The organism is Albibacterium sp. (assembly GCF_035514885.1).
GTDB lineage: Bacteria > Bacteroidota > Bacteroidia > Sphingobacteriales > Sphingobacteriaceae > Albibacterium.
This window is the reverse complement of the sequence record NZ_DATJCH010000012.1, coordinates 725449-749709: the sequence shown is the minus strand read 5'-3', so window position 1 is coordinate 749709 and position 24261 is coordinate 725449. Positions and strand designations below refer to the sequence as shown.

The following is a 24261-nucleotide window of genomic DNA, read 5'->3' as shown; positions in this document are numbered from 1 at the left end:
GAATATGAACCGTTATGAAATTCAACTTGGTACAGCACCGTTTGTTCGGTTACTTCTGGCTTATCTTTTTGGTATCGGACTAGGATTTCAATTTAATCCTAGTCCTCGAATTTATTCATGGTTAATTCCTATTGCTCTTTTAAGTATTTGTTTGTTCTTCATTATTGCCATAATTAAGAAATTTAGAGACCTTAGTTCATATAAGTATCTCAGTATTCTTTTTTATTTGTTCCTGATCTTCATCGGATGGAGTTTGGTATGGAGACCACATCCAGATATCCAATCACTTCATTTTTCAAAACAACATTCACAGGCTCTTATTGGATATGTAGATGATGAACCTAAAATAACAAAAACAACAATCCGATTTCCATTAAAGGTCACTCAGATACTTAAGAATGGATCAGAATCTGTAAGTGTTGGAAATTTACTTGTAAACATTCGATTTGATACTCTTTCAGCTCAAATGATTTCTAAGTTTAAATACGGAGATGAGTTTTTAATTCCATCTAATTATTCATTAGTTAATCCTCCGTACAATCCAAATGAATTTAATTATCAGTCCTATTTGAGTAATCGTTTAATCTGGCATCAAATAAATTTAACTCCAGATGATTTACTACAAAGTGGCTCCCAAAGAGGAAGCTTCCTAATTCGACACGCTTTGTCATTTCGTCAAAATATGATTAAAAAGCTTGATCACTCTTTTACCGATGCAGATGCTCTTGCTATTGCATCTGCTTTAGTTTTAGGTTATAGAAATGAACTTGATCAGGAAATTGTCAATACCTTTTCGGCCACTGGTACAATTCATGTTTTATCAGTTTCCGGGCTTCATGTTGGAATTATATTCTTCGTGTTTTCAACCTTGTTATTTTGGATGAGACGAGGTTCTTTGAAAATAGTAAGAGCTTTATTTTTGATTACTCTTATATGGATTTATGCATTCATTACTGGTCTGTCTCCATCTGCTTTAAGAGCATCCATCATGATAAGCTTTGGAATAGTTGCATTGACTGTTGCCAGAAAAAACAATATCTACAATACTATTTTTGCTTCTGCTTTTTTTCTGTTGCTTTATAATCCTAATTTTATTTCCGATATAGGCTTTCAATTATCTTATTTATCAGTTCTGGGCATTGTATACCTCTATCCCAAGTTAAATGCATGGGTAGTTATTAAGAATAAAATACTATCAATATTATGGTCTTATACTGCCATCTCTGTTTCAGCTCAATTAGCAACTTTCCCATTAGTTTTATTTTACTTTCATGTTTTTCCGGTTTATTTTTTACCGGCTAATATCTTAATAATTTTGCCTGCAACCTGGGTGCTTTATTTAGGTATCCTTGTATTATTGACACCCTTTGGTATAATCCATCATTGGTTCTCTTGGATACTCAAAAACTTAATAGTGGTAATGAATAAAATACTTCTTGTAATTGAGCAATTGCCTTATGCTGTTATAAAAGGAATCTGGATAGTGCCATGGCAATATTTTATCATGTATATCTTGTTGTTTGGATGTATCTCATTTCTAATCTTTAAAAAGAGAAATACTATGTATCTCATTATTGGGTGTTCATTGCTATTATTATGTGGAAGAGTCGTTAAATTAATCAAGAGCCAGACCTTGAACGAGATAAGGATTTATAATGTTTACAGAAACCTTGCGATAGGTTTTTTTGACGAAAACGGTACAGTTCTTTTTACAGACACTTTACTAAAAAATAGTAACCGGTTTCAGTATTCTGTAAAGTCTGATATAGATGCTTCAGGATATTCATCTCAAATGAAACTAATTAATCAAGGAGACTCATTTAGAGGAAATAACTTATTGATCAGCGATAATATAATTCAATTTAACAATAAGAGTTTGCTGATCTATTCGGAGGATCAATTTTTAGCTGATTCCATTATGATTGATTTGATTTACATTAGAAATAATGCCCGAATTGAACTTCAAAAAGTTCGAAATAATGTTCAATTTAAGAAGATTATTGTAGACGCCAGTAATAGCGATTGGTATATAAAAGAAATAGAGAAGGAAGCAGAAATCATAAGTGTCCCTGTATATATTCTAAAAAATAATTTTGCTTATGTTTGGTAAGCATAATAGAGGCGAAGAGTATCTATGACCATTCATCAGATTTTACAAAAATATTGGCATTTTTCTGCGTTTAGACCATTACAAGAAGACATAATTAATTATGTCCTTGATGGCAATGACGCTCTTGCATTATTACCCACTGGTGGGGGTAAATCAATATGTTTTCAAGTTCCGGCCATGGCAAAGCCAGGAATTTGCATTGTTGTAACCCCTCTTATTGCCTTAATGAACGATCAGGTTGAAGACTTAAAAAAGAGGGGGATCAAAGCAATTTCTATATTTTCTGGAATGAGTAAAAGGGAAGTAGATATTGCTTTAGACAATTGTATCTATGGCGATGTGAAATTCTTGTATTTGTCGCCAGAACGTTTGCGAAGTGAATTAGTTCAGGAGAGAATTCGGTATATGAATGTAAATTTATATGCTATAGATGAAGCTCACTGTATTTCTCATTGGGGGTATGATTTTAGACCTGCTTACTTACAGGTTAAAGTTCTCAGATCAATTCATCCAGAAGTTCCAATTGTAGCATTAACAGCAACAGCTATTGGACGTGTTATTCTAGATATTCAAGACAAGTTAGAGTTTAGGGTAGGAAGTAGCCAGGTTTTTAAGAAGAGTTTTTTTAGAGAGAATCTTAGTTATATGGTGTTGTTTGAAGAAAACAAAATGAGCCGCCTATTGAAAATAATTAAAAAGGTTAATGGTTCAGGTATCATATATGTGCGAAATCGTAGAGAATCTCAAGAAATTTCGCGCTATCTGCTATTAAATCAAATAAATGCAGACTATTACCATGCTGGTTTGAAAACTCCTGACAGAATAGAAAAGCAACGTAATTGGATGAAGGGAGACACCTCGGTTATGGTTTCGACAAATGCCTTCGGCATGGGGATAGATAAACCAGACGTGAGGTTTGTTATTCATATGGATTTACCGGATTCTTTAGAAGCTTATTTTCAAGAAGCTGGGCGCGCAGGAAGGGATGGTAAAAAATCATTTGCCGTGTTACTATATCATGAGGCTGATAGAATTAAATTGGAGAAAACTTTTAATATGAGTTTTCCTACTGTAGAAGAGATTGCACAAATTTATTTTCATTTAGGAAATTACTATCAGTTAGCCTATGGGGCAGGAGAAGGCCTGATAGTTGATTTTAATATAGGAGATTTTTGTAACCGATTTCAATTGAATGCGCTTAAAGCAATTGCAGCATTGAAATTCTTAGAGAATGATGAATGGATTAGTCTGTCGGAGAGTGTGTTTCTTCCCTCTAGGATTCGATTTGAAATAGATGCAAATGAATTATATCGCTTTCAAGTTGAGCAAGCAAATATGGATGTTTTAATAAAAACAATCCTTAGAACCTACGGTGCAGCTTTTGATTATTATGTCAATATAGAAGAAGCAGATTTGGCCAGAAAGCTTAATGTTTCTGCTCATCATGTAATTAGTCTTTTGCAAAAAATGGAAGAGTTTAAAGTTATCTCTTATTTGCAACGTACAGATAGTCCGCAGATACAATTCCTAAGACCAAGGAGTGACAGTAACCATTTGCAGATTAATCATAAGTATATTGCTGAACGTAAAGATATAATGAGGCAGCAACTGGATGGTATCTTCAATTATTTAATTGAAGATCAATGTCGTAGTCGTAAATTGTTAGCATATTTTGGTGAGCTGAATTCTAGTGATTGTTTGATTTGTGATTTCTGTATAAAAACAAGAAGACAGGGAAACCTGAAAGATACCCATATGATAATGATAGCAGAAATTAAGAACCTGCTTTTAAATGGTCCTTTAACTATCGATGAATTAGTAAATGGTTTAAGTGTAGGAGAGGAGAAAGATAGATTAGATTTTATACGTAAATTAATAGATTCAGGAGAGATAAAAATGAATAATGGAAAATATTATTAAAAACGATAAGCCAACAATCAAAGCTTGGGCAATGTTTGATTGGGCCAATTCCGCTTATAACCTGGTTATAACATCTACTATCTTTCCAGCTTATTATACAATTATTACACTTACTGAAGAGTATGGTGATGAGGTTAGTTTTTTTGGTTTCTCATTTGTTAATACAGCATTAGCAAATTATTCTTTAGCATTCTCTTACTTAATTATGGTAATTCTATTGCCCATGTTCTCGGCAATAGCTGATTATAAAGGGAATAAAAAAGCAATGATGAAGATATTTACCTATATCGGTGGTTTTGCTTGTATGGGTTTATATTTCTTTAAACTCGAGACATTGGAGTGGGGTATCATCTGTTCAAGCTTAGCCGCGATGGGTTATATTGGAGGAGTGTTGTTTAATAACTCCTATCTTCCTGAAATTGCATCGATTGATCAGCAAGATTCGGTTAGCGCTAAGGGTTTTGCATACGGATATATTGGAAGCGTTATTTTACAATTAATATGTTTTTTGTTTGTACTTAAGCCCGAATGGTTTGGTATAGAGGATCCATCTTTCCCAGCAAGACTATCATTTTTACTAGTTGGTGTATGGTGGATTCTATTTTCTCAAATATCTTTTAGGAAGTTACCGAATAAACCTCAGAATAAAAACAGATTAAATCATCATGTCATTAAAAAAGGTTTTCTTGAGCTTAAGAAAGTATGGATTAATATAAAATCACTGCCTTCGTTAAAGGGCTTCTTGTTTGCCTTCTTCTTTTATGCAATGGGTGTACAAACCATTATGCTTGTAGCAGCTGCATTCGGAGAGAAGGTTCTTCACTTAGGTACTTCAAAGTTGATTGTTACAATTTTATTAATACAGATAGTTGCAATAGCCGGAGCCTACCTGATGTCATGGTTAGCAAGTAGAATTGGAAATATTAAAGTGTTGATGATCGTAGTCATTCTCTGGATTTTTATATGCGTCTCAGCTTTCTTTATCAGAAATGAAATGCAGTTCTATATTTTGGCTATGTTAGTTGGCCTTGTAATGGGAGGAACCCAGTCAATTTCGAGGTCAACGTTTTCTAAATTGATACCTATTGATACAGAAGATAATGCATCATTTTTTAGTTTTTACGACGTGACTGAAAAAATTGCTATCGTAATTGGTTTATTTTCGTTTGGTTTTATAGAAGAACTCACTCATAACATTCGTTTATCGGCTCTATTTCTAGTTTTATTTTTTCTAATAGGATTGATATTATTGTTCCGTATTCCTAGATCTGCAGCTTTGGCATAGAATGATATTCTTAATTGATATAAAACTATTTTCCATATTAATTATTATCATAACTTTGTTTACCTATGATTAAGAGCAATACAGTAGAGCTTTTTATACCTTGTTTTATCGATCAGTTATATCCGCAGACAGCGTTTAACACTATTCTAATTCTTGAAAAGGCAGGGTGTAAAGTTATTTATAACCCCGAACAAACTTGTTGTGGACAGCCTGCTTATAATGCTGGCTTCTTTGATGAAGCAAAAACAATAGGATCAAAGTTTCTTGGCGATTTTTCAGGCGATTATCCAATAGTGTCACCATCGGCCTCGTGCACCGGCATGGTTAAGCATGGTTATAATGAACTGTTTACCAATACAATGGTGCATAATCATTGCAGATCTATCCAAAGCAATATTTATGAGTTAACTGATTTTCTCGTTAACGTCTTAAAGAAAGATTATTTTGGAGCAGAGTTGGAAGGCAGAGCGGTTTACCATGATTCATGTTCAGGATTACGTGATTGTCATATAAAAGACGAACCTCGACAACTTTTAGCAAACGTAGATGGATTAGACCTGGTCGAGATGAAGGATACGGATGTATGTTGTGGTTTTGGAGGAACTTTTGCTGTAAAATTCAGCGGTATATCTTCTGCTATGGCCGAACAGAAAATCAATAATGCTTTAGAGATGAATGCAGATTATATAATATCGACAGACTCATCATGTTTATTGCATCTGCAAGGATATATTGATCAGCATAAGATCCCTTTAAAAACAATGCATATCGTAGATGTTCTCACCCATGGATGGGCAAATATTTAATAAGTTCAACTTGTTGCCTCTGCTAATATCAATGCTTTTTACTTATATTTGTATTATTAGAAACTAAAAAAATCATATTTGTTAATGATTGAAATAACTCTTCCTGACGGTTCTATAAAAGAATTTCCTAAAGGAACCAATGCATATCAGATTGCTTTATCTATTTCAGAGGGCTTAGCCCGAAATGTCTTAGCTGCCGAAGTTAATGGTCAAGTGTGGGATGCTAGTCGTCCAATCGAAAATAATGCACATGTAAAACTTTTAACCTGGAACGACACACATGGAAAATCTACCTTTTGGCATTCATCTGCTCATTTAATGGCAGAAGCATTAGAGGCTCTTTATCCAGGTGTAAAATTAGGTATTGGTCCGGCAATTGAAACAGGCTTTTATTACGATGTCGATTTTGGTGATTATGAATTTTCATCAGATGAGTTGCCGAATATCGAGAAGAAGATGCTTGAATTAGCCAGAACTAAATCTGAATACATCAGAGAGTCAGTAAGTAAGGCAGAAGCTGAAACTTATTTTACTAATAAAGGAGACGAGTACAAACTTGACTTGATTAAGGATTTAGAAGATGGGACCATAACTTTTTATAAGCAAGGTAATTTTACAGATTTATGCCGTGGTCCACATATCCCTAATACAGGTTTTATTAAAGCTATTAAATTAACAAATGTAGCTGGTGCTTACTGGAGAGGTGATGAAAGTAGAAAGCAACTTACTCGTATCTATGGAGTTAGTTTTCCAAAACAAGGTGAGTTAGTAGAATACCTTAAGATGATTGAGGAAGCAAAGAAACGAGATCATCGCAAATTAGGCAAAGAGTTAGAGCTATTTGCATTTTCTGAAAAAGTAGGAATGGGATTGCCTTTATGGTTACCAAAAGGTGCAATTTTACGGCAAAAGTTGATCGACTTTTTACAACGTGCGCAGATAAAGGCAGGATACGAACCAGTAGTTACTCCTCATATAGGGCATAAAAATTTATATGTAACTTCCGGACATTATGAAAAATATGGTGCAGATTCATTTCAACCAATAAAAACTCCACAAGAAGGGGAGGAGTTTTTATTGAAGCCGATGAATTGTCCGCACCATTGTGAAATTTACAAGACAAAACCTCGATCATACAAAGATTTACCTGTTCGATTTGCAGAATTCGGAACCGTATATCGTTATGAACAAAGTGGAGAACTTCATGGATTAACACGTGTTAGAGGTTTTACACAAGATGATGCTCATTTGTTTTGCCGACCCGATCAGGTTAAAGAAGAATTTAAGAAGGTTATTGACCTGGTTCTGTACGTATTTGGAGCATTAGGTTTTAATGATTATACTGCGCAGATATCTTTGCGTGATCCGGAAAATAAAAGTAAGTATATTGGTTCCGATGAGAATTGGAATCTCGCAGAAACTGCAATCATTGAATCTGCTGCCGAAAAAGGTTTAAAAACTGTAGTAGAATTAGGCGAAGCAGCTTTCTATGGCCCTAAGCTTGATTTTATGGTAAAAGATGCTTTAGGTAGAAAATGGCAGCTTGGAACTATACAAGTTGACTATAATTTGCCTGAGCGATTTGAACTTGAATACACCGGTAGTGATAATATGAAACACCGACCTGTAATGATTCACCGTGCACCATTTGGTTCATTGGAACGTTTTATTGCAGTTTTAATTGAACACTGTGCCGGCAAGTTTCCATTATGGCTTGCACCTGAGCAGTTTATCATTCTTCCTGTATCAGAAAAATACGAAGAATATGCGAAAAAACTTTTGGAATCACTGAATAATAGCGATATTCGCGGATTAATTGATTTGCGTGATGAGAAGGTTGGACGGAAAATTCGTGACGCTGAGCTCAAAAAAATCCCTTATATGATCATAGTAGGGGAAAAGGAAGTGGAAACTGATACTTTATCCGTGCGTAAGCATGGAGATGGTGATTTAGGCACAATGAGTAAAGATGCTTTTAGCGAACAATTAACAAAAGAAATAACTGTTTAAAAAGAAATAATTTGGCATTAAAAAGACCAGGATCTAGGGGCCCAAGGCTACCTTTTAAAAAGAAAGAACCCGATCATAGGATTAATAACCTTATACGAGCTACTGAAGTTCGTTTAGTCGGTGATAACATAGAACAAGGAATATATCCAACTCGCGAAGCTATAGCAATGGCTGATGAGCTTGACCTTGATTTAGTTGAGATTTCACCGAATGCTGTTCCTCCAGTATGTAAGATAGTAGATTACAGTAAATTTGTTTACGAGCAAAAGAAAAAACTTAAGGAAATTAAATCGAATGCAAAGCAAACGGTTATAAAGGAGATTCGTTTCGGTCCTAATACAAATGACCATGATTTTGAGTTTAAACTTAAACATGCACAGAAGTTTTTAGAATCGGGAGAAAAGGTAAGAGCGTATGTTCATTTTAAAGGTCGTGCTATTGTATACAAGGAACAAGGAGAGATTCTTCTTTTAAGATTTGCACAAGCATTAGAAGACCAGGGAAAGGTGGAGTTGCTTCCTAAATTGGAAGGTAAACGAATGTTTATTACTCTTTCACCAAAGAATTCTCCTAAAAAATAATATTACCGATATGGTAATTAATAAAGAAAATAGATAGATAAAAATAAATAGAATTATGCCAAAAATGAAAACCACTTCCAGTGCTAAAAAGCGTTTTAAGCTTACTGGAACAGGTAAAATTAAAAGAAAAAATGCATACAAAAGTCACATCTTAACTAAGATGTCGAAAAAACGTAAACGTAATCTCGGTCAAACCAGCTTAGTTTCAGATGGTGATATGGGTAATGTTAAACGTATGCTTACAATAGGAAAATAATTAACAAAAATTAGAAACCAGGTACAGGGTCGTAAGTCCATTGCAAAACATGGCACCTAGTAACCAAAATAATTAAGATTATGCCACGTTCGGTAAACGCAGTTGCTTCGAGAAGAAGAAGAAAAAAGATTCTTAAATTAGCCAAAGGCTATTATGGATCACGCGGTAAGGTTTACACCATCGCAAAAAATACATTAGAAAAAGGTTTACAGTATGCTTATCGCGACCGTAAAACCAAGAAAAGAGAGTTTAGGGCACTATGGATTCAACGTATTAACGCAGGTGCTCGTCAACATGGAATTTCATATTCTCAATTGATGGGTAAATTGTCTAAGAGTAATATTAGCTTAAATCGTAAGGTTCTTGCAGATTTAGCAATGAATCAACCAGAAGCTTTTAAAGCTGTTATAGACGCTGTAAAATAAGTTAAATTTAGTCTATCTATTAACTAAAAAGGGAGAAACATTTGTTTCTCCCTTTTTAGTTTTGTTAGTACAGAATATGTTTATTTATTCAGCACCGATAATTTTGATTCGCATACCCTGCAAAGCAGGAGTTACACGGATCTGACAAGATAGTCTGCTATCTGATTGTGCATTATGTAAAGTGTCTAACATATCTGCTTCATCATCTCCTGGTTCAGGTAACTCGAAGTCATCTAGTACCTGAATATGACAGGTGGCACATAATGCCATACCTCCACATGTCGCTAAAATATCATATTCAGAGGCTTTTAACACCTCCATTAAGCTTAAACTTATATCGGTAGGGATTTCTAAATCTTGTACATTTCCTTCCTGATCTTCTACCGAAATGTTGATTAAATCGTTTTCCATTTATTAAAATTCGTTGATTCCGTTTACAGTAGTGTATTTAAAGCTTAATTTCTGATTAGGGAATACATATTTAAAGGCACTTTGGGCCATCAATGCTGCTTCGTGGTATCCACAAAGAATTAATTTAAGTTTACCCGGATAAGTATTGATATCCCCAATAGCAAAAATACCATCTACATTTGTGCTGAAATCAAAAGTATTAACTTCAATAGCTGATTTATCGATATTTAAACCCCATTCTCCAATAGGACCTAATTTCGGACTTAATCCAAACAATGGAATTAAAGAATCAGCCTCAATAAACGTCTCCGTTTTACTCTTGTCAAGAACTCCCACTTTATTAATTCTGCCATTCCCGTGTACCGAGTTTAAGTTGCATTGTAAAAGTAAGCGGATCTTTCCTTGGCTTGCAAGATTAAATACCTTTTCAGCTGAATCTGGAGCACCTCTAAAGCTATCGCTTCTGTGAATCAAAGTAACTTCTTTTGCGATATCAGCTAAAAATATAGTCCAATCAAGGGCAGAGTCTCCACCACCAGCTAGTACTACTTTCTGATCGCGATAAGCTTCCGGATTCTTAATCATATAGCTAACGCCCTTTCCTTCAAAATCCTCTAGGCCTATAACAGCCGGTTTTCTTGGCTCAAAAGAACCTAAACCACCCGCAATTACTACAACTTTACAAGAAATTACAGTACCTTCATTACTTGTAAGTATAAACGAACCGTCTTCTAGTTTTTCTAGTTTCTCAACACGTTCACCTAAAGTAAAGGTAGGATGGAATGGAGCAATCTGTTCCATCTGGTTATCAATTAATTCTTGAGCCTTAATTGTAGGATAGCCAGGGATATCATAAATTGGTTTATGAGGGTAGATCTCTGAAAGCTGTCCGCCTATTTGAGGAAGCGCGTCTATTAAATGACAGCGCATTTTTAATAAGCCTGTTTCGAAAACAGCAAATAAACCAACTGGGCCAGCACCAATGATGCAGATATCAGTATTAATCATTATTGTTTAATTCTAAATTATTATAAATAGTATTTAATATACGCTGTAGATCATCAAAATCATTTTCATCAAGATTCTCCCAAGCTTTCATTCTTATTTCACGAACATTTGGTTCCAATTCAGAAACCTTACTACGACCTTCTTCACTTAATTGTACAATAAAAGAACGTCTGTCACTCTGGTGAACTGTGCGTTCTACAAATCCTTTCTTTACCAATAAATCAAGGATACGTGTTAATGTAGGCTGGTCTTTTCCACAAAGTTTAGCTAATTCCTTTTGAGATATATTAGTTGTATGATTTAAGTTTTTTAAAACTGCCCATTGATCAACCGTAACTCCGTATTTACCCAAATTAAATTGTACTTGAGCATATTGTTTAACGCGTCTTGCGGTACAGTCTAACAATAATGAATAACGGTTAAAAGTATCTTTATGCATAGCAATAATTAGTGTGACAAATATAATGAGTTTTTCTTTAATTATTGATTTCTTTTAAGAATCTAATAAAAAAATCAAACAAAAAGAGGATAGTCAATAGGCTATCCTCTTTTATTATCAGACTTTGATATCTCTAAGCTTTTATTACTTTAGCTTTTTCTGTTACTACTTTAACCTCATCTTCTTCATCCTTAGTCAAATCTCCAACAATCGGAGCAGCTGTAAAGATTGAAGAGTAAGTTCCTATAATTAATCCTATTAAGATTGCAAATGAGAATGATCTGATTACTTCTCCACCGAATACAAATAGGACACCTATTACAAATATTACGGTTAATGAAGTAATAATAGTTCTACTTAAAGTGCTGTTGATAGCCTCATTGATAATTTCTCCATGATTCTTTTTACGATTAGAAGGAATATTTAAGTATTCACGCATACGGTCAAATACAACCACGGTGTCATTGATTGAATAACCTAAAACGGTTAGTATTGCCGCAATAAAGTTTTGATCCATATCCAATGAGAATGGCAATATACCATCAAAAATAGAGAATATACCCAATAATATAATGGCATCATGCAATAAAGCAGCAGCCGAAGCTAAACTGTACTGCCATTTACGAAAACGGATTAATACATATATTCCAATACCTATGATTGCAAATACCATTGAATAAATAGCTGAAATCTTAATATCGTTAGCGATAGTTGGTCCTACCTTTTGCGAACTAACAATTTCATGTGCGTTGTTTTGAACTTGATTAAGCCCTTCGTTTAGTTTTGCAAGTACTTCGTCATCAGCAGTACCAGAGGTTTCCTCAACTAAGTATGAAGTGGTAATACGTAGTTTATCGTTTCCTCCATAAGTTTTAACCTCTGTTTCTTGACCGAAAGAAGTATTCAGATAGTCGCGAACTTCTTCCAGGTTCACTGAATTTTCAAAATCAGCTACATATGTCCGGCCACCTTGAAAATCTACACCCAAGTTAAATCCTTTGGTGAAAATAAAGACAAGGCTTATAGCAATCGCAATAGCAGAAATAGTATAAGAAATTTTTCTGTTTTTATAGAATTTATAATTTGCACCTAAAAAGGTATGGCTACTCCAAGGATATGAAACACTGATTTTCCAATCCTTCTCTAACATCCATTCGAATATTATTCTTGATATAAATATTGAAGTAAATAGTGAAGAGATAATACCTATCATTAAGGTCGTAGCGAAACCTGCAATTGGACCTGAACCAAAGATGAATAGGATGAGACCTACTAGGAATGTAGTAATCTGTGAGTCAAGGATAGAAGGCATGGCGTGTTTGTATCCATCGGCCAATGCTTGTCGGATAGATTTACCCAATCGAAGTTCCTCTCTGATCCGTTCATAAATCAGTACGTTTGCATCCACGGCGGTACCCATTGTTAACACAATACCCGCAATACCTGGTAATGTGAGCACGGCCCCAAGAGATGCTAGTATTCCCATGATAAAGAATACGTTAAATAGTACAGCAATATTGGCAACGATACCTGCCTTGTTATAGTAACAAACCATAAATACCAATACTACTATTAAACCAATCACTGATGAATTAATACCAGCATCAATAGCCGCTTGACCAAGTGTTGGGCCAATAATTGCCTCTTCAACGATCTTAGCAGGAGCAGGTAAACGACCAGCTTTTAATACGTTTGCTAAATCCTGTGTGTCCTGAATCTGAAAGTTTCCTGAAATAGATGAGTTACCGCTTGGAATTTCGTCCTGAACAGTAGGAGCAGAGTAAACCACATCATCTAAAACAATTGCAATTGCTTTTTTATTGTTTGGATCTGCAGAAGCTGCTGCTGTAATTCTTCTCCAATCACGCGCACCTTCCGTATTCATCATCATGAATACTTGTGGATTACCTTGTTGGTCAAAGTCTGCACGCGCATCAGCAATTACGCTACCACCTAAAGCCGCTTGTCCATCAGAAGTAGAAGGTTTTAATGCATATAATTCAAGTCTTTTATCTTCTTTACTAATAACTTTTACACTCCATGCTAATTTAACATTTGCAGGAATGATTGCTTTTACACTTGGGTTTTGCAAGTAAGAATTTACAAGTGCTGTATCTTTTTGTGCTACATAACCAATTATTGGTCCGGGTCTAAGAGATGTCTGACCAGCTTCATTCAAACCTACAGACGGTTGTACAACTGTAAAGAAAGGATTGTTTTGTGCATCTTGTGTTGCAGCAGCGTTCTCTGTGCTTAAGGAATCAGTGTTTCCACCAGTAAGAGCTGCTAACTGACCTTGATCAGCACTAGCTGCAGTTGTATCTGCCACGGGATTATCCGTAGTTGTTTTTTGATTTTTTAAAGCACCTGCAAGGGTTGTATTAATATTTTCTAAAAGAGAGAATATTTCTAAGTTATCATAGGTTTCCCAAAACTCTAATTTTGCGGAACCTTGCAATAGATTACGAACACGTTGCTCATCTGTTACTCCCGGCAACTCAATCAGGATACGATTTGTTCCTTGTTGTTTTTGAATGTTTGGAGCAGAAACACCGAATTTATCAATACGAGTACGTAAAATATTAAACGAGCGGTCAATAGCACTGTTGGCTTCAGATCTTAAAAATGATAATACTTCTTCATCGCTTGATTGTGCATTAATGGTAGCAACATTATCTTTAGTAGCAAAGAAGGAAGCGAAGGATACATTCGGACTAAGTTTTTTGAACTCTTCTCCAAATAGAGTAACGAAATCAGCTTGGCTTTCCTTCGTACGAATTTCAGCGTTCTTTAATGCTTCATCAAAATTGGTGTCTTTAGGATCACCAGCTAAGTTACGGATCAATTCCTGCAAGGAAATCTCCATTGTAACGTTCATACCACCCTTTAAGTCAAGACCTAGGGCAATTTCACGTTCTTTTGCTTCTTGATAGGTGTATTTTGCAAAGCCAAGATTAAATGCGGTTAGGTCTGCAACAGAGTCTAGGTAGGCTCTTTCCTTTTGCATGTCACCTTTAGCATATGCGGCTGCATCTTTTTCCACACTGCGAGCCACGAATGTGAATGATAAAGAATACACACACGCAAGTGTTATTATTCCTATTAAAAATTGAATTATACCTTTCCCTTGCATCGTTTTTTAATTGTAAAAATTATTGTATATAGTTTTGTTAAGTCGGCAAATCTATGAAAAATTTGAATAATGATAAGTTTTATTTTCGTAATGTCATAATATATGTTTCTTCTTTCTTTTGTAGATCATAAAATTATAATCAAACGGGTTTTTTTCGTCAGCTTCATGATAAGATTCTGATGTTAATTGCCAGAATTCTTGCAATATAGGCGGAAAAAAGGTGTCTGCTTCAAATTCGCCATAAATTAATGTCAAATAAATAAGATCACATTGATCTATGCTTAGTGAATAAATTTCGGCACCACCTACAATAAAGTTTTCTTCGTCTGGATTACAAAGGTTTAAAGCCTCTTCAAGTGAATGAACCACTTCAGCTCCTGACACCTCATAATCAGCTTTTCTGGTAATAATTATATTTCTACGGTTAGGTAATGGTTTACCCACTGATTCAAATGTTTTTCTTCCCATTATTACCGTATGCCCGCTCGTCGTTTCTTTAAAGAACTTTAAATCGGCCGGCATATGCCAAAGTAATTGATTATTATTACCGATAGCATTATTTTGTGCCGCTGCAACTATTATAGAAATCATACTGGTCTTTTTAAACTGCAACAGGTGCTTTAATGTGTGGATGGTATTGATAGTTCTCTAATTCAAAATCTTCAAACTTGAAATCAAATATATCTTTCACCTCTGGGTTTATTTTCATGCTTGGAAGCGGATAGGGCTGTCTCTGAAGTTGAGTTTGGGCTTGCTCTAAATGGTTGCTGTATAAATGTGCATCGCCTAAAGTATGCACAAAATCTGCCGCTTCCATATCACAAACTTGGGCTATCATCATGGTTAATAAAGCATAGGACGCAATGTTGAAAGGTACACCCAAAAATATATCTGCACTTCTTTGGTATAGCTGACAAGAAAGTTGTGCTTTTTTCTGGCCCTTAGATGGATCTGCAGGAGCTACATAAAACTGAAAAAAAGCATGGCAAGGAGGAAGAGCCATTTTGTCTATTTCAGATACATTCCATGCCGAAACTATAATTCTCCTTGAATCAGGATTTGTTTTTAATTGTTTGATTACTTGTGTAATCTGGTCAATATTATCACCATCAGGATTCGGCCAAGAGCGCCATTGAGAACCATAAACAGGTCCTAAATCACCATTCTCATCTGCCCATTCATCCCAAATGCGAACATCGTTATCTTTTAGATACTTGATATTTGTATCCCCCTTCAAAAACCAGATAAGCTCGTGGATAATAGACCTTAAATGAAGCCTTTTAGTAGTAACCAAGGGGAACCCCTTTTTTAAATCGAAACGCATTTGATAGCCAAAAATACTCTTTGTTCCCGTTCCCGTACGATCAAGCTTTTCAGTTCCCTCTTCGTACACCTTTCTCATTAGATCAAGATATTGCTGCATTCTGAATTTAAAATTTAAAAATCTAAGCGTAAATGTAAGAATAATTAAACATTCTATCGAATTGCACTGTTACTAAATAAAAAATAAAACCTATGGCAAAGTACTCAAAAAAGGCTAGCGAAAAAGTGGAAAAAGCTATGCACGAAATGAAAGAAGGTAAATTGAAGTCGGGTAGTGGAGATAAAGTAACTTCAAAGAAACAAGCTATTGCAATTGGCCTATCAGAAGCCAGAGAGGAAGGAGCAAAGGTGCCTAAGAAGAAAAAATAGAAGAATAAATTATCTTGAACATAGCTCCAGAAAGAGTACGCTCAAGATAACTCATTATGTTATTCTTTCTCAGCGATAAATATACCCTCTTGGTTTAGAAGGTCTTTATTTTCAATTAATTTTGAAAGATTGATTGTACCAATTACATATTTAAAGTTATCAGCTTCATAACGTTCACTGATAGATTTAAAATTCAATTTTTCAATCAAGTCATTATCTTCATAACGCAGGTATATATTTATATCCCAGTTAGAGCTATAGCCTTCCAAATCAGAGTCATCGGTAGTTAAATGCTTTTTATATTCGTAACGATAATCGTAACGCAATGCAGCAATATCTGAAAGTACTGCCGAGCCCGTTGGATGGCCGCCCGCTCCCTTACCATAGAAAAACTGCTGATCCGCAAATGCTGCTTGAACCACCACGCCGTTATATTCATTTTCTACCTGATAGAGAATATTCTCATTATCAACCAATTTAGGAAGAACATACAAAATAACTTGCTTATCATTAATTTTACGAGCAGTAGGAACCAATTTGATCTTTAAGTTCTTTTCTTTGGCGAAACGAACGTCCTTATCATTTAAGGTTTCAATTCCTATATTTAAAACTTCTTCAGGATCAATAAATAAGCCATAGGCGTGAGAAGCTGCAATTACCAATTTATATTTTGCATCAAAACCTCCTACATCTAATACCGGATTGGATTCAGCAAAACCTAAGTCCTGAGCTTGTTTTAAAGCAACAGCATACTCCAGGTTTTCATTAAATATTTTCGAAAGAATATAATTAGAAGAGCCATTGAAAATACCACTGATAGAATGGAGTAGTTCATTATCATAATACTCTTCCAGATTACGAATAATAGGTATACTGCCACATACTGCTCCTTCATATAGAAGAGAAACATTGTTTGCTTGTTGCAGTTCTACTAATTCCTTCAAATGGGTACCAATCATCTTCTTATTGGCAGAGACAACGTTCTTTCCGTTTTTCAGAGCTTTAGAAACAATCTCAAATGCTACTTCTGCATCGTCTATTAATTCGATAACCGTATTTATTTCCGGATCTTCAAGAATGTCATTGGGATTGGTATGAAACAGTTCCTGAGGCAGGGTTCTTTTCTTTTCCGGATGTTTAATAACGAATTTCTTTATTTCGAGATTAAGTTGTTTTGTTTTGATGATATCGTAAAGTCCTTGACCGACTACACCGAAACCAAAGATACCTAGTCTTAACCGTTTTTCCATTTATATAAATATAGACGTTGATTGTTTTGTTGTTGAATGATTCTTATTGACAAACTTTTTTATGACCTCAGTTAGCGCTTTGGTTTCAATTAGAAAACCATCGTGACCGTAAAAAGAATCAATTTCAGCATATTGAGCATAGGGGATATGCTCAGCCAAAAACTTCTGTTCTTCCGGAGGAAATAAAATATCACTCCGAATACCAATTACTAGTGTTTTGGCCTGTATGGTTTGTAATGCCTCAATAATTCCTTTACGTTTTCTTCCCAAATGATGAGAATCCATCGTTTTACTTAGAAACCAATAGCTATAGGCATTAAATCTTTTTATCAGTTTCTCTCCTTGATAATTTTGATAGGAAGAGGCACGATAATTATCTGTTATATCAGCATCTGTTTCAAGCTGCGTACAGCCGTATGTTTCATAAGCACGATAAGATAACAATGCAATGGACCGCGCTGTCTTCAATCCCTTTAATCCACCTTTTGGTGTATTTGCATAAAAGGTACGATCGCTTGCAATAGCCAAACGCTGGCTTTCGTTAAAAGCAATCCCCCAAGGAGAATGCTGAGCATTCGTAGCCAGAACAATTAGCTTATCAATTCTGTTGGGCTCCATAACAGCCCATTCCAATGCTTGTTGGCCACCTAAAGAGCCACCAATAAGAATGGATATTTTAGGAATTTGCAAGTGCTCGGCTAATAGCTGATGAGCACTTGCTAAGTCCCTTGTAGAAAATTGTGGAAATGACAAATAATAAGGTTCCTTTGTTGCAGGGTTTATGCTCAATGGGTTGGTAGTTCCATAAGGCGATCCCAAAGTGTTTGCACAGATAATGAAACTTTGTTCAGGATTGAAATAATCATTTTCTCCAAACAGGCCAGGCCACCATTCCATTACATTTGAATTGGCTGTTAATGCATGGCATACCCAAACTACATTATCCTTTTGAGCATTTAGTCGACCGTAGGTTGTATAAGCAATCTCGAGGTTTTCAAGACGCTTCCCATTTTCCAGCACAAAAGGCTTATTATATTGAAACTTTTTTAAATTCATATTTTTGAAAATGCATTTTCAAAATCTGCTTTAATGTCATCGATATGCTCAATTCCAACAGATACGCGAAGCATAGATGGGCTGATACCAGCAGCAAGCTGATCTGCATCACTCAATTGTTGGTGTGTGGTTGCAGCAGGCTGAATAATTAATGTTTTTGTATCACCTACGTTTGCCAAATGGCTTGTTAGTTTTAAATTATCAATAAATGCTGTTGCTTTATCCTTTCCACCTTTAACTTCAAAACTTAAAACACCTCCAAAGCCATTTTTTAAGTATTTCTTTGCATTTGCATAGAAAGGGCTATCGGGTAATCCTGGATAATTTACCTTGTCAACCTGAGGGTGGCTTTGCAACCATTTTGCCAAAGCTAAGGTATTATCGACATGTCTTTGAACGCGTAAAGATAAAGTTTCTAAACCTTGAATCAGTAAGAATGCATTGAAAGGTGAAAGAGCTGTTCCTAAATCGCGTAAACCTTCAACACGTGCACGGATAATAAATTGAATATTGCCTAAACTGCTATCTACACCAAATACATCGCTGAAAACCAAGCCATGATAACCTTCAGATGGTTCAGAGAATTGTTTAAACTTACCATTTCCCCAATTGTAATTTCCACCATCTACAATAACACCGCCAATGCTGTTTCCTTGTCCGCCAATCCATTTAGTTGCTGCATGTAAAACGATGTTTGCTCCATGTTCTAAAGGTCTGAATAAGTAACCGCCAGCTCCGAAAGTATTATCAACAATTAGTGGTAGATCATATTTTTTGGCAATAGCAGCAATTGCTTCAAAATCAGGAATACTAAAACTAGGATTACCAATAGTTTCTAAAAAAATAGCCTTTGTTTTATCGTTAATCTTTTCTTCAATGCTTTCAGGAGAATCATTTTTAGCAAAACGAGCTTCAATGCCGAATCTTTTAAAAGTTACTCTGAACTGATTGTGCGACCCACCATATAAATTAGGACTGCTCACAAAGTTATCTCCACTTTCTAGGATATTGGTTAATGCAATAAGTTGTGCAGCCATACCTGAAGAAACAGCTAAAGCAGCAACACCACCTTCTAAAGCAGCAACGCGCTTTTCAAAAACATCTGTAGTCGGATTCATGATCCGGGTATATATATTACCGAATTCTTTTAGGGCAAAAAGATTAGCTCCATGTTCTGCACTATTGAAAACGAAAGAAGTTGTTTGGTAGATAGGTACAGCTCTTGATCCGGTAGTAGGGTCAGGAACTTGTCCCGCATGAACTTGTAGAGTCTCAAATTTTAATGATTCTGTAGCCATAATGATTGAATAATTTATAATAAGTTAAAAGATGAATAATAATAAATTGCTTGTTTTTTTATAAGGTATCCCTACTAAAAATCTTTAGTATAGAACTTTCCTTTTGAATTTGCTTGGGGATGGCTTAACAGCAACAACAGCCATCAGAGCATATGCACATCTGAGGCATTCGAGGAATAACGAAAGCTAAAAGCGATGTAGACTTAGCTTGTATGCTAAGATCGGTTTGGTAGATGTTGTTTTGTGTTTGCATGTCTTTAAAATTTATATACTCCCATTAATTTGGGACAGGAATTGGCACCTTTTCTTTTCGGATGGTTGCCAGTGGTTCATCGAGCCAGTCTCTCGCCACTTCTTTATAAATCAAGACTCTTGAAGAGTGATGATCAATACATCTTTTGAATGTACTTCGCAAATATACAATCCATTCTTGTATTTGCAAAAGAGTTTATGTAAAAAACCATTTCTTACATAGATATTACAGACTTATTACAAGAATTGCTGGCTTAACCTTTCCAGATCGTTAATGATTTCTTGCAGTCGCTGTTCTTCCTTTTTATTAAACTGCTTCATGAAAACAAATTGACACAGTAAAATCCAGATTATGCTTATTGCTAAATACAACAATAATAATGAAAGTGGTAGAACGTAATACATTTCGAATGCAAATAGAACAAGCGCAATACTAATGAAGGTGATATACACTTGATAGGATTGAGTGTTTAATTTAAATCTCGATTTCTTATAGTCTTTTAGGTAAGCAATATACTCATCAGGCTTTTTAAAGATAAATGCGGTTTTATTTATCTTCAGATAATCCTCTAACTGAATAGAGAAGTAGTAAATCAAACAACCCATAACAATAAGGACAGCTAAATGCGATGTCCATGTAATAAAAGTAGCTGTTAGCCAAACCATAAATATAAGAAACAAAGCTATAGCCACTATTATCGTTTGTTTTAATAGCTTCCGGGCATAACCTCGTTTTTCCTCGTTTATTTTTGTAAATACATCCTCGATACTAACTGGCTCGGTGGGTTGTATTTGCCACAGTCGTTTTATCGCCTCAAAGTCTTTCATACCGATTATAAATATCTGTTAACTTATGTTTGATCCGGTGAATTTTCACACGCAGGTTTCCTTCTGAAATTCCAGATATTTCTGCTATTTCGGGGTAGGGCACTTCGTCCAAAACCAATGTGATAATAATCCGTTCGTTTTCTTCTAATTGAGATATGCACTTATATAGTAATGCTACCTGTTCTTCTTTCTCCGATATGGGCTCTGCTGTGTTTTCTAATATGAAATCACTAATCTCATCAGTTGCCTTTCGTTTTTCTACCCGTAAATAAGACAAACAGGTATTAATAGCAATGCGATAAATCCAAGTGGATATTTGCGATTGATTTCGAAATCCATCCAGATTTTGCCAAACCTTAATAAATGTCTCCTGCATTAAATCGTTCGCAGAATCGCTGTCACCCGTATATCCATAACATAAATGATATATGATCTTTGAGTTTTTATTAAACAATTCCTTAAATCGGGTTTCTTTGGTCTCCATTTATCTATGACTTTGACATTGGAAAGGTCTTTTTGTTACATGAGATTTTATTAATAGGGTAGGGTTAAAAAAGAAAGGCTCCCAAACGGGGAGAATGGGAACCTTTACTAACCAATTATAAACCTACTAGACAATTGTCAATAACTGTGCCAAAGTATTTTTCCGCTAGTTATTTTCTTTGACTGAGTTTTTTTATGTTGCTTTTCACTAAATAGTGGGTCGATCTAAGTTTTTAGATTCCCTTATCTAAGTATTTCTCGGATTGGAAAAGGGCTTGATTTATATACCAGATAAATTTTTGAACCATTTCTGCATTACGTCTACGTTAATTCAGCAAAAAAAACGCAGACCTAGCGCAGGAACAACTCCTTATCTCCGCTATTATGTAAAGCAAGGGTATAACCATGACAGACCGTCGTTGCTGTATAAATTAATAGACTATTTTGCAGAATATAGGACTATTTTGCAGCTTTGAGGAATAATAGGTGCAATTAGTGGATTTATGGTGAATTAACGTTAGGGCGATATTCTGTATATATCCCAGGAAGAGTCCGTTTTTTCATACACTATGCGATCGTGCAAGCGTTGAGCGCCACCTTGCCAGAATTCCAAGTAATGTGGTGTTAATCGGTAGCCTCCCCAATAATCAGGTAAAGGAATTTCAGTATCTTTAAATTCTTCTGTTAAGCGTTCCAGGTTTTCTTCAATAATAGATCTATTTTCAATTCTAGCACTTTGATGGGATACTATAGCACCTAACTGACTTCCAACAGGTCTTGAATGAAAATATTCTTCAGATTCCTGATAAGATGTTTTTTCTGCTGTTCCTAAGATACGTACTTGTCTTTCAAGTTCAGGCCAAAAGAACAAAAGGGCAATCTTGTTATTTTTTGCTATTTCTTGCCCTTTCGTACTAGTATAGTTGGTGAAGAAAACAAATCCTCTTTCATCTACATCTTTAAGCAATACGGTTCTGGCGTTTGCTTGCCCATTGGCAGAAGTAGTAGCCAAAGTCATTGCGTTCGGTTCCATTACTTTGGCATTGATAGCATCTGTAAACCAATTAGAGAATTGATCGATAGGATTCTTTTCTACGTTCTCCTCGTGTAAATTTGCTTTAATATATTCTTTACGGATATCATGAAGATAAGAAAGATCTTTTTCCATAGTAAAAGGAGTTTAAATTATCGTCGTAAAGATAGGGAAAATTAGTCTTTTTTAGTTTTGATAAGCAAGTTCAAAAACTTTAATTTCATCTTCAAACATCTTCTCGATATAGGTTGAATTCATTAATCGAAGAAGGCCCATATAATCTACTCTAAACTCAATGGTGTCTCCAACTTTATATTGTTTCGAATTGCTTCCTAGGTCCATTACAATCATATCAGAACTAGCACCTGCTATTTCCATTGTAGAGTCTATTGGATTAAGGTGGTTGACTTCAATATCTAAAAGGCCGACATCTACAATAGCTCTGTAAGAGCTTACGCCTGCATTCTTCTGATCGAAAACCGGTGTTTCACCTATAAGGTTTAGTCCAAATTCCCCTGTTGGTATCATTGGTTTTTCGGTAAGTTCAATAATTTCTGCACAAAGCTTAAATACATCGCTCTGCATCGACTCCAGTACCGTGTTATGATAAACATCTGTGCCTAAGTAAAAGGTTTCTCCAACACGAAAATGGTTAATTCCAGAAGGTAATAAACCTTCTTTTATAAGCGGAATTGTTACGGAGGTTCCTCCGGAAACATAAGATATCTTACGTTTGAATTTGGCTTCAACCAGTTCTTTATATAAACAAAGTTGAATGAGCTTATCTTGGTTAGGTAATACACCATACATACACGTAAGGTTCGCACCTATTCCTACAACCTCTATATTGGGTAATGTGAAGACTTTGGAATAAAAGTCTACAAATTGTTCACGCATTACACCTTCTCTTAACTCGCCAAGCTCTACCATTACAACAATTTTATGCGTTTTGTTAATTTCTTTGGCAGCAAGGGATAGTAATTTGATGGTTTCAAATTCTGTATTGAAGCTGATATCTGCAGATTCTACGATTCGAGCAATATTTGCTTTTGCAGGAGGTTTGATGTAAATCGTTTCTACAGACGGATCTATTGATTTGATCATCTCCAGGTTACTTAAACGAGAATCACAAATTTGTTTGATTCCAAGGTCAATAATTTGTTCTAAGTATTTCTTATTGCCACAAAGAACTTTTGCAACTATAGACCAGGATATGTTATGCTCTGTGAAGAATTTGTCGAGCTTTTGATAATTGTATTTAAGTTTTTCTTTATTTAAAGTTAGATAGGCCATTATATAACCTCCTTTATTAAACGCATTTCTAAGTATTTGTTTGTGAAACCTAATCGCTCGTATAATTTCTTAGCCGGATTGTTTGCTTCGACATGGAGAGCTATATCACCTTCAACATGATCGATGGCTTTTTGCATTATACTTTTTCCTATTCCTTTTCCTCTGAATTTTTTATGTGTAGCTATATACACTAATATATTTCCAGGGATATAATCGTTCATCCCTGTTTTATTGATAACTGTGGCACCTACTAATTCATTTTCATTTTTTGCAATAAAAACATGACCGCCCAAACTGCCATTCTTTCCTAAGGCATAGTCAATTGCCTTTTGGATGGCTGTTTCCGGATCACCGTATTCTTCTAAATTGTGAAAGAGAAATGATGAGATTTCAAGTTTTTCTGAAGTGCTTAATTGATTGGTTTTATTAAATTCTTTTATTTCAATCATTTTATAAATTTGCTCCCCATAGGGAATTAAAAAAAAACTACCAAGAGGTTAATTTGATAACAAAAATGCAAGATAAAATACGCGTGATGTACGCAAAGAATCAGGCTTTTGAAATTCCAATTTTAGACTGACGCATTATGTTGTATACGCATCATTGGATCAATGTCCTTGATAGAAGATTCGCAAATTTAAGAAAAATATGCAAAAAAGTAGGGTTTTCGGCGGTTTTTAATCAAAAAATAG

Annotated in this window: 23 protein-coding genes and 1 riboswitch; of the genes, 9 read left to right on the top strand and 14 right to left on the bottom strand. The window is 35.1% G+C overall.

Annotated features, from left to right (window positions below):
* Positions 1-4: 4 nt before the first annotated feature.
* The 8 genes from VL047_RS07300 to rplT all read left to right on the top strand — a co-directional run bounded on the left by VL047_RS07300 (position 5) and on the right by rplT (position 9393).
* Positions 5-2110 (top strand): ComEC/Rec2 family competence protein, encoded by a 2106-nt coding sequence (locus tag VL047_RS07300; RefSeq protein WP_325359443.1) that lies wholly within the window; start codon positions 5-7, stop codon positions 2108-2110.
* A 24-nt stretch (positions 2111-2134) separates the two neighbouring features.
* Positions 2135-4030 (top strand): RecQ family ATP-dependent DNA helicase, encoded by a 1896-nt coding sequence (locus VL047_RS07295; protein WP_325359442.1) that lies wholly within the window; start codon positions 2135-2137, stop codon positions 4028-4030.
* On the top strand, positions 4014-5315 hold the full coding sequence (locus VL047_RS07290; protein ID WP_325359441.1) for an MFS transporter: 1302 nt from the start codon (positions 4014-4016) through the stop codon (positions 5313-5315). Before VL047_RS07295 ends, VL047_RS07290 begins: the two co-directional genes overlap by 17 nt.
* A gap of 65 nt (positions 5316-5380) precedes the next feature.
* A complete protein-coding gene (locus VL047_RS07285; RefSeq protein ID WP_325359440.1) occupies positions 5381-6121 on the top strand; it encodes a (Fe-S)-binding protein in 741 nt (246 codons plus the stop codon).
* A gap of 84 nt (positions 6122-6205) precedes the next feature.
* On the top strand, positions 6206-8131 hold the full coding sequence (thrS, locus tag VL047_RS07280) for a threonine--tRNA ligase (protein WP_325359439.1): 1926 nt from the start codon (positions 6206-6208) through the stop codon (positions 8129-8131).
* 11 nt (positions 8132-8142) lie between these two features.
* The gene (gene infC, locus VL047_RS07275; protein ID WP_325359438.1) at positions 8143-8712 is read left to right on the top strand and encodes a translation initiation factor IF-3; all 570 of its coding nucleotides are present in this window, start codon (positions 8143-8145) and stop codon (positions 8710-8712) included.
* A 55-nt stretch (positions 8713-8767) separates the two neighbouring features.
* Positions 8768-8968, top strand: a complete 201-nt coding sequence (gene rpmI / locus VL047_RS07270; RefSeq protein WP_325359437.1) for a 50S ribosomal protein L35 — start codon at positions 8768-8770, stop codon at positions 8966-8968.
* Positions 8969-9048: 80 nt separating this feature from the next.
* Positions 9049-9393: a 50S ribosomal protein L20 gene (gene rplT / locus VL047_RS07265; protein WP_325359436.1), complete on the top strand. Its 345-nt coding sequence runs from the start codon at positions 9049-9051 to the stop codon at positions 9391-9393.
* Positions 9394-9477: 84 nt separating this feature from the next.
* On the opposite strand, the gene VL047_RS07260 is transcribed toward rplT, so the two are convergent.
* The 6 genes from VL047_RS07260 to VL047_RS07235 all read right to left on the bottom strand — a co-directional run bounded on the left by VL047_RS07260 (position 9478) and on the right by VL047_RS07235 (position 15807).
* Positions 9478-9804 (bottom strand): 2Fe-2S iron-sulfur cluster-binding protein, encoded by a 327-nt coding sequence (locus VL047_RS07260; protein ID WP_325359435.1) that lies wholly within the window; start codon positions 9802-9804, stop codon positions 9478-9480.
* Positions 9805-9807: 3 nt separating this feature from the next.
* On the bottom strand, positions 9808-10812 hold the full coding sequence (locus VL047_RS07255) for an NAD(P)/FAD-dependent oxidoreductase (RefSeq protein WP_325359434.1): 1005 nt from the start codon (positions 10810-10812) through the stop codon (positions 9808-9810).
* Positions 10805-11251 (bottom strand): MarR family transcriptional regulator, encoded by a 447-nt coding sequence (locus VL047_RS07250; RefSeq protein WP_325359433.1) that lies wholly within the window; start codon positions 11249-11251, stop codon positions 10805-10807. The genes VL047_RS07255 and VL047_RS07250 overlap by 8 nt, the downstream gene beginning before the upstream one ends.
* A 133-nt stretch (positions 11252-11384) precedes the next feature.
* Positions 11385-14384 (bottom strand): protein translocase subunit SecDF, encoded by a 3000-nt coding sequence (gene secDF, locus VL047_RS07245; RefSeq protein ID WP_325359432.1) that lies wholly within the window; start codon positions 14382-14384, stop codon positions 11385-11387.
* Between the two features lie 93 nt (positions 14385-14477).
* Positions 14478-14975 (bottom strand): dihydrofolate reductase, encoded by a 498-nt coding sequence (locus VL047_RS07240; protein ID WP_325359431.1) that lies wholly within the window; start codon positions 14973-14975, stop codon positions 14478-14480.
* Positions 14976-14985: 10 nt separating this feature from the next.
* Positions 14986-15807 (bottom strand): thymidylate synthase, encoded by an 822-nt coding sequence (locus VL047_RS07235; RefSeq protein ID WP_325359430.1) that lies wholly within the window; start codon positions 15805-15807, stop codon positions 14986-14988.
* A 92-nt stretch (positions 15808-15899) separates the two neighbouring features.
* Here VL047_RS07235 and VL047_RS07230 point away from each other — a divergent pair, with 92 nt between their 5' ends.
* Positions 15900-16076 carry a DUF6496 domain-containing protein gene (locus VL047_RS07230; protein WP_325359429.1) on the top strand — a complete coding sequence of 59 codons (177 nt, stop codon included), beginning with the start codon at positions 15900-15902 and terminating at the stop codon, positions 16074-16076.
* A gap of 59 nt (positions 16077-16135) precedes the next feature.
* Here VL047_RS07230 and VL047_RS07225 read toward each other — a convergent pair whose 3' ends face one another.
* The 8 genes from VL047_RS07225 to VL047_RS07190 form a co-directional block, all read right to left on the bottom strand.
* Positions 16136-17326 (bottom strand): homoserine dehydrogenase, encoded by a 1191-nt coding sequence (locus VL047_RS07225; RefSeq protein ID WP_325359428.1) that lies wholly within the window; start codon positions 17324-17326, stop codon positions 16136-16138.
* On the bottom strand, positions 17327-18382 hold the full coding sequence (locus VL047_RS07220; protein ID WP_325359427.1) for a homoserine O-acetyltransferase family protein: 1056 nt from the start codon (positions 18380-18382) through the stop codon (positions 17327-17329).
* Positions 18379-19680 carry an O-acetylhomoserine aminocarboxypropyltransferase/cysteine synthase gene (locus VL047_RS07215; RefSeq protein ID WP_325359426.1) on the bottom strand — a complete coding sequence of 434 codons (1302 nt, stop codon included), beginning with the start codon at positions 19678-19680 and terminating at the stop codon, positions 18379-18381. Before VL047_RS07215 ends, VL047_RS07220 begins: the two co-directional genes overlap by 4 nt.
* 261 nt (positions 19681-19941) lie before the next feature.
* Positions 19942-20045, bottom strand: a riboswitch (SAM riboswitch).
* A 124-nt stretch (positions 20046-20169) separates the two neighbouring features.
* Positions 20170-20760, bottom strand: a complete 591-nt coding sequence (locus tag VL047_RS07210) for a hypothetical protein (protein WP_325359425.1) — start codon at positions 20758-20760, stop codon at positions 20170-20172.
* Positions 20747-21244 (bottom strand): RNA polymerase sigma factor, encoded by a 498-nt coding sequence (locus VL047_RS07205; protein ID WP_325359424.1) that lies wholly within the window; start codon positions 21242-21244, stop codon positions 20747-20749. Before VL047_RS07205 ends, VL047_RS07210 begins: the two co-directional genes overlap by 14 nt.
* A 516-nt stretch (positions 21245-21760) precedes the next feature.
* Positions 21761-22411, bottom strand: a complete 651-nt coding sequence (gene pdxH, locus VL047_RS07200) for a pyridoxamine 5'-phosphate oxidase (RefSeq protein WP_325359423.1) — start codon at positions 22409-22411, stop codon at positions 21761-21763.
* Positions 22412-22462: 51 nt separating this feature from the next.
* Positions 22463-23569: an alanine/ornithine racemase family PLP-dependent enzyme gene (locus tag VL047_RS07195; RefSeq protein ID WP_325359422.1), complete on the bottom strand. Its 1107-nt coding sequence runs from the start codon at positions 23567-23569 to the stop codon at positions 22463-22465.
* A complete protein-coding gene (locus tag VL047_RS07190) occupies positions 23569-24018 on the bottom strand; it encodes a GNAT family N-acetyltransferase (protein WP_325359421.1) in 450 nt (149 codons plus the stop codon). The genes VL047_RS07195 and VL047_RS07190 overlap by 1 nt, the downstream gene beginning before the upstream one ends.
* Between the last annotated feature and the right edge of the window lie 243 nt (positions 24019-24261).

Excerpts from the sequence above, each read along its gene's own strand:
- VL047_RS07300 (WP_325359443.1), top strand. The coding sequence starts at position 5 with ATGAACCGTTATGAAATTCAACTTGGTACAGCACCGTTTGTTCGGTTA.
- VL047_RS07295 (WP_325359442.1), top strand. The coding sequence starts at position 2,135 with ATGACCATTCATCAGATTTTACAAAAATATTGGCATTTTTCTGCGTTT.
- VL047_RS07290 (WP_325359441.1), top strand. The coding sequence starts at position 4,014 with ATGGAAAATATTATTAAAAACGATAAGCCAACAATCAAAGCTTGGGCA.
- VL047_RS07285 (WP_325359440.1), top strand. The coding sequence starts at position 5,381 with ATGATTAAGAGCAATACAGTAGAGCTTTTTATACCTTGTTTTATCGAT.
- thrS (WP_325359439.1), top strand. The coding sequence starts at position 6,206 with ATGATTGAAATAACTCTTCCTGACGGTTCTATAAAAGAATTTCCTAAA.
- rpmI (WP_325359437.1), top strand. The coding sequence starts at position 8,768 with ATGCCAAAAATGAAAACCACTTCCAGTGCTAAAAAGCGTTTTAAGCTT.
- rplT (WP_325359436.1), top strand. The coding sequence starts at position 9,049 with ATGCCACGTTCGGTAAACGCAGTTGCTTCGAGAAGAAGAAGAAAAAAG.
- VL047_RS07260 (WP_325359435.1), bottom strand. The coding sequence starts at position 9,804 with ATGGAAAACGATTTAATCAACATTTCGGTAGAAGATCAGGAAGGAAAT.
- VL047_RS07255 (WP_325359434.1), bottom strand. The coding sequence starts at position 10,812 with ATGATTAATACTGATATCTGCATCATTGGTGCTGGCCCAGTTGGTTTA.
- VL047_RS07250 (WP_325359433.1), bottom strand. The coding sequence starts at position 11,251 with ATGCATAAAGATACTTTTAACCGTTATTCATTATTGTTAGACTGTACC.
- secDF (WP_325359432.1), bottom strand. The coding sequence starts at position 14,384 with ATGCAAGGGAAAGGTATAATTCAATTTTTAATAGGAATAATAACACTT.
- VL047_RS07240 (WP_325359431.1), bottom strand. The coding sequence starts at position 14,975 with ATGATTTCTATAATAGTTGCAGCGGCACAAAATAATGCTATCGGTAAT.
- VL047_RS07235 (WP_325359430.1), bottom strand. The coding sequence starts at position 15,807 with ATGCAGCAATATCTTGATCTAATGAGAAAGGTGTACGAAGAGGGAACT.
- VL047_RS07230 (WP_325359429.1), top strand. The coding sequence starts at position 15,900 with ATGGCAAAGTACTCAAAAAAGGCTAGCGAAAAAGTGGAAAAAGCTATG.
- VL047_RS07225 (WP_325359428.1), bottom strand. The coding sequence starts at position 17,326 with ATGGAAAAACGGTTAAGACTAGGTATCTTTGGTTTCGGTGTAGTCGGT.
- VL047_RS07220 (WP_325359427.1), bottom strand. The coding sequence starts at position 18,382 with ATGAATTTAAAAAAGTTTCAATATAATAAGCCTTTTGTGCTGGAAAAT.
- VL047_RS07215 (WP_325359426.1), bottom strand. The coding sequence starts at position 19,680 with ATGGCTACAGAATCATTAAAATTTGAGACTCTACAAGTTCATGCGGGA.
- VL047_RS07210 (WP_325359425.1), bottom strand. The coding sequence starts at position 20,760 with ATGAAAGACTTTGAGGCGATAAAACGACTGTGGCAAATACAACCCACC.
- VL047_RS07205 (WP_325359424.1), bottom strand. The coding sequence starts at position 21,244 with ATGGAGACCAAAGAAACCCGATTTAAGGAATTGTTTAATAAAAACTCA.
- pdxH (WP_325359423.1), bottom strand. The coding sequence starts at position 22,411 with ATGGAAAAAGATCTTTCTTATCTTCATGATATCCGTAAAGAATATATT.
- VL047_RS07195 (WP_325359422.1), bottom strand. The coding sequence starts at position 23,569 with ATGGCCTATCTAACTTTAAATAAAGAAAAACTTAAATACAATTATCAA.
- VL047_RS07190 (WP_325359421.1), bottom strand. The coding sequence starts at position 24,018 with ATGATTGAAATAAAAGAATTTAATAAAACCAATCAATTAAGCACTTCA.